General features: G+C 60.9%; 6 protein-coding genes. All 6 read right to left on the bottom strand.

Features of this window, described 5'->3' with window-relative positions:
* The coding region (gene gltA / locus I5W_RS01040) for a citrate synthase (protein WP_044527857.1) at positions 1 to 1157 on the bottom strand (1157 nt) is incomplete at its 3' end.
* Between the two features lie 159 nt (positions 1158 to 1316).
* Positions 1317 to 1601 carry an FAD assembly factor SdhE gene (locus I5W_RS01035; protein ID WP_017451789.1) on the bottom strand — a complete coding sequence of 95 codons (285 nt, stop codon included), beginning with the start codon at positions 1599 to 1601 and terminating at the stop codon, positions 1317 to 1319.
* A gap of 133 nt (positions 1602 to 1734) precedes the next feature.
* The gene (locus tag I5W_RS01030) at positions 1735 to 2445 is read right to left on the bottom strand and encodes a succinate dehydrogenase iron-sulfur subunit (RefSeq protein ID WP_017451788.1); all 711 of its coding nucleotides are present in this window, start codon (positions 2443 to 2445) and stop codon (positions 1735 to 1737) included.
* A gap of 11 nt (positions 2446 to 2456) precedes the next feature.
* On the bottom strand, positions 2457 to 4235 hold the full coding sequence (sdhA, locus tag I5W_RS01025; protein WP_017451787.1) for a succinate dehydrogenase flavoprotein subunit: 1779 nt from the start codon (positions 4233 to 4235) through the stop codon (positions 2457 to 2459).
* A gap of 2 nt (positions 4236 to 4237) precedes the next feature.
* Positions 4238 to 4603, bottom strand: coding sequence for a succinate dehydrogenase, hydrophobic membrane anchor protein (sdhD, locus tag I5W_RS01020; protein WP_017451786.1), 366 nt, complete (start codon positions 4601 to 4603; stop codon positions 4238 to 4240).
* Between the two features lie 2 nt (positions 4604 to 4605).
* The coding region (sdhC, locus tag I5W_RS01015) for a succinate dehydrogenase, cytochrome b556 subunit (RefSeq protein WP_044527856.1) at positions 4606 to 4903 on the bottom strand (298 nt) is incomplete at its 5' end.

Genomic DNA, 4903 nt, shown 5'->3' with positions numbered 1-4903 from the left:
GTGAACATCGAGGTCGGGATGCCCAGGGCGCGCTGCACGATGCCCGAGTAGAAGTCGACGTTCGGGTACAGCCTGCGGNAGACGAAGTATTCGTCTTCCAGCGCGATCTTTTCCAGCTCCATGCCAGCTGAAAACAGCGGGTCGTCGTGCAGGCCCAGTTCGTTCAGGACTTCGTAGCAGGTTTCGCGCATCAGCTTGGCACGCGGGTCGTAGTTCTTGTAGACGCGGTGACCGAAGCCCATCAGCTTCACGCCCGAGTTCTTGTCCTTCACTTGGGTGATGAATTCAGGGATCTTGTCCACGGAACCGATCTGTTCCAGCATGTTCAGTGCGGCTTCGTTGGCGCCACCGTGGGCAGGACCCCACAGGCAGGCGATACCGGCAGCGATACATGCGAACGGATTGGCACCGGAGGAACCGGCCAGGCGCACGGTCGAGGTCGAGGCGTTCTGCTCGTGATCGGCGTGCAGGATCAGGATGCGGTCCAGCGCGCGCACCAGCACTTCATTGACCTGGTACTCTTCGCACGGGTTGGCGAACATCATGCGCATGAAGTTGGCAGTGTAGGACAGATCGTTGCGCGGATAGACGAACGGCTGGCCGATGCTGTACTTGTAAGCCATAGCCACCAGGGTCGGCAGCTTGGCGATCATGCGGATGGCCGAGACTTCGCGGTGGTTGGCGTTGGAGATGTCCAGCGAATCGTGGTAGAAGGCCGACAGCGCGCCCACGGAACCGGTCAGCACGGCCATCGGGTGCGCATCGCGGCGGAAGCCACGGAAGAAGAAGTTCATCTGCTCGTGGACCATGGTGTGCTCGGTCACGGTCTTGACGAAATCCACCTTCTGCTTGGCGTTGGGCAGCTCACCGTGCAGCAGCAGGTAGCAGGATTCCAGGAAGTCGCAATTCACCGCCAACTGCTCGATCGGGTAGCCGCGGTACAGCAGCTCGCCCTTGTCGCCATCGATGTAGGTGATGGAGGAATTGCAGGAAGCGGTCGACATGAAGCCCGGGTCATAGGTGAACTTGCCGGTGGCGCCGTAGAGCTTACGGATATCGATCACATCAGGGCCGATGCTGCCCTTGTAGATAGGAAAATCTACGGACGGAGAGCCGTCGGAGAACGACAGGGTAGCTTTGATATCGGTATTGGACATAGCTTTTCCTTTTGCTGGGATGGTGAAACCGTTAATCAAACGCCGCGGCCGCAAGCCGGGCTGCATCGTGGTGCGGATGCGCCGGGGGGCGAGTTGGAGCCGGCCGCGATCGGGCAAAATCCGTCTGGCTTGTGGCCAGGCGCAATATTCGTGCAACAGTCAGGCAGTACGCAGTGTCTTGAGCAACGCATGCACTTGGGGCAGATCGACCGCCGCTTCGGGCTCCTTGCGAGCCAGCAACAGGTCCATCAGGTCGTTGTCAGTCAGGTCCATCAGGCGCGAAAAGGCATCCACCTCGTCGTCGCTCATCTCGGCCTCATGGGCATCGAGATAGCGCGTCAGGATCAGGTCGTTCTCCAGCAGCCCGCGACGCGCACGCCAGCGCAGTCGCGCCCGTTTGGCCGGATCATCCTGGTGACGCTGTTCAGTCGTGAACTCGCTCATTTCTTGTCTTTCCATTCACTTCAACCGCACCAAAACTGACTGGGACGGTCAGGGAAGCCGCTTGCAGCCCTGCTCCCCCTCGCTGCAGCCCGCCAACCACGGCGGGTCTGGCGGGCCGATCAACCGATACGACTTATACCGAACGACGAACCATCAGTTCCTTGATCTTGCCGATGGCCTTGTTGGGGTTCAGACCCTTGGGGCAGACATCGACGCAGTTCATGATGGAACGGCAACGGAACAGGCGATACGGATCTTCCAGATTGTCCAGACGCGCGCCGGTGGCTTCGTCGCGGCTGTCGGCGATGAAGCGGTAGGCTTGCAGCAGACCGGCCGGGCCGACGAAACGGTCCGGGTTCCACCAGAACGACGGGCAGGAGGTCGAGCAGCAGGCGCACAGAATGCACTCGTAGACGCCATCGAGCTCTTCACGCTGTTCGGGCGACTGCAGGCGTTCCTTTTCGGGCGGAATGCTGTCGTTGATCAGGTAAGGCTTGATCGAGTCGTACTGCTTGAAGAAGTTCGTCATATCGACGATCAGGTCGCGAATCACCGGCAAGCCAGGCAGGGGCTTCAGAACGATGGGTTCGGTCAGTTCGTTCAGGTTGGTGATGCAGGCCAGGCCGTTCTTGCCGTTGATGTTCATGGCGTCCGAGCCGCACACGCCTTCGCGGCAGGAGCGACGCAGCGCCAGCGAATCGTCCACATCGGACTTGATGCGTTGCAGGGCATCCAGCAGCATCTTGTCGGTGGGCTTCAACTCCACCGTCAGGTCTTGCATGTACGGCTTGTCGTCCTTGTCCGGATCGTAACGATAAATCTTGAATTTCAGGGTGCGAGTCATGTTGCGACCTCTTAGAAAGTACGTGCTTTAGGTTTGAAGGTCTCGACGGTCAGCGGCTGCATGTTGACCGGCTTGTAGTCGAGACGATTCCCCTCGGAGAACCACAGCGTGTGCTTGAGCCAGTTCACGTCGTCGCGTTGCTCGTAGTCGCTGTGGGCGTGGGCGCCACGCGATTCCTTGCGAGCTGCGGCCGAGGTGATGGTGGCCTTGGCGGTTTCGATCAGGTTGTCCAGTTCCAGCGCTTCCACGCGGGCAGTGTTGAAGACCTTGGACTTGTCCTTGAAGGAGACGTGCTTGCGACGCTCGTCCAGCTCCATGATCTTGGTATAGCCTTCCTGCAGCAGGGCGTCGGTACGGAACACGCCGCAGTACTTCTGCATGGTGGCACGGATGTCGTTGGCCACGTCTTGCACGCGCTCGGAACCGGTGCTGCTCTCCAGGTGCGCAATGCGTTCCAGCGAACGGTCCAGGGCGCCGGCCGGGATCGGCTTGTGGCTCTGGTCCTGCAGGCGGGTACCGACGATATGGTTGCCGGCAGCACGACCGAACACCACCAGGTCCAGCAGCGAGTTGGTACCCAGGCGGTTGGCGCCGTGCACCGACACGCAGGCGCATTCGCCGATGGCGTACATGCCCTGCACCACTTCCTTCATCGAACCACCCTTGGGTGCGACCACCTGACCATGGACGTTGGTGGGGATGCCACCCATCTGGTAGTGGATGGTCGGCACGACCGGGATCGGTTCCTTGGTCGCATCGACGTTGGCGAACTTGTGGGCGATTTCCAGGATCGAGGGCAGGCGCTTCTTGATGGTATCGGCACCGATGTGGCGCAGATCCAGCAGCACGTGATCCTTGTGCGGACCGACGCCGCGGCCTTCCTTGATTTCCTGGTCCATCGAACGCGAAACGAAGTCACGCGGGGCCAGATCCTTCAGGGTCGGCGCGTAGCGCTCCATGAAGCGTTCGCCGTTGCTGTTGATCAGGATGCCGCCTTCGCCGCGCACGCCTTCGGTGATCAGCACGCCCGCGCCGGCCACGCCGGTCGGGTGGAACTGCCAGAATTCCATGTCCTGCAGCGGCAGGCCGGCACGTGCGGCCATGCCCATACCGTCGCCGGTATTGATGAAGGCATTGGTCGATGCGGCCCAGATACGACCTGCACCGCCGGTGGCGAACAGGGTGGTCTTGGCGTGCAGCATCATGATTTCGCCGGTTTCCATTTCCAGCGCGACCACGCCGAGGACATCGCCCTCTTCGTTGCGGATCAGGTCCAGCGCCATCCATTCGACGAAGAAGTGGGTCTTGGCGCGCACGTTGCGCTGGTACAGGGTGTGCAGCAGCGCGTGACCGGTACGGTCAGCGGCGGCACAGGCACGCTGCACCGGCTTTTCGCCCAGGTTAGCGGTGTGGCCGCCGAACGGACGCTGGTAGATGGTGCCATCCGGGTTGCGGTCGAAGGGCATACCGAAGTGTTCCAGCTCGTAAACAGCTTTCGGTGCTTCGCGGCACATGAATTCGATGGCGTCCTGGTCACCCAGGTAGTCCGAACCCTTGACGGTGTCGAACATGTGCCAGTACCAATTGTCTTCGGACATGTTGCCCAGCGAAGCGCCGATGCCGCCTTGGGCAGCCACGGTGTGCGAGCGGGTCGGGAAGACCTTGGACAGGACAGCCACGTTCAGGCCGGCTTCGGCCAGTTGCAACGAGGCGCGCATACCGGAGCCACCGGCGCCGACGATGACCGCGTCAAAGCGGCGGGTAGTGATGGCGGATTTGATTGCAGCCACGATTAGTTTCTCCACAGAATCTGCGCGGCATAGCCAGCGCAAGCGATCAGCCACACGATAGTGGCAACTTGCAGGACCAGGCGCAGGCCAACGAGCTTGACGTAGTCCATCAGCGCATCACGCACGCCGATCCAGACGTGGAAGAACAGCGCCATGAACACGGCAAAGGTGGCCACCTTGAACCATTGATGCGCGAACAGCGCCGCCCAGCCCTGGTAGCTGAAGTTGGTCGCGGTGAAGAAGCACACCAGCAGGATCACGGTGTAGATCGCCATCACCACGGCGGTGGCGCGTTGCGCCATCCAGTCACGCAGGCCATAGTGAGCGCCCACGACCAGGCGCTTGGGTCCGATGTTGTTATCAGCCATTTTCAGAATGCTCCGAACAGTTTCAATGCGACCAGGACCATCAGCGTGATGCTGACCACCAGGACCGTTGCCGAGGACTTGCGCGCGCTGTCCTTGTCCAGACCGATATGGTTATCCATGATCAGGTGGCGGATGCCGGCGCAGAAGTGGTGCAGATAGGCCCAGGACAGGGCCAGGATGATGAGCTTGACGAACCAGCCCGACGTGAAGCCCTTGAGATAGGCGAAAGTACCTTCCGAGAGCAGGCTGCTGTCCAACAGGAACAGGATGAAGGGCAGCATCAGGAACAGGAACAGACCG

Origin of the sequence: Herbaspirillum sp. B65 (genome assembly GCF_000333555.1) — a bacterium.
In the GTDB taxonomy this organism is placed as follows: domain Bacteria; phylum Pseudomonadota; class Gammaproteobacteria; order Burkholderiales; family Burkholderiaceae_D; genus Herbaspirillum; species Herbaspirillum rubrisubalbicans.
Note: the sequence above shows the minus strand (reverse complement) of the source record. Positions and strands in the feature narration are given on the sequence as shown.

Bases quoted from the DNA above. Each gene is read 5' to 3' on its own strand.
- sdhD (WP_017451786.1), bottom strand. From the start codon at position 4,603: ATGGCTGATAACAACATCGGACCCAAGCGCCTGGTCGTGGGCGCTCAC.
- I5W_RS01035 (WP_017451789.1), bottom strand. From the start codon at position 1,601: ATGAGCGAGTTCACGACTGAACAGCGTCACCAGGATGATCCGGCCAAA.
- I5W_RS01030 (WP_017451788.1), bottom strand. From the start codon at position 2,445: ATGACTCGCACCCTGAAATTCAAGATTTATCGTTACGATCCGGACAAG.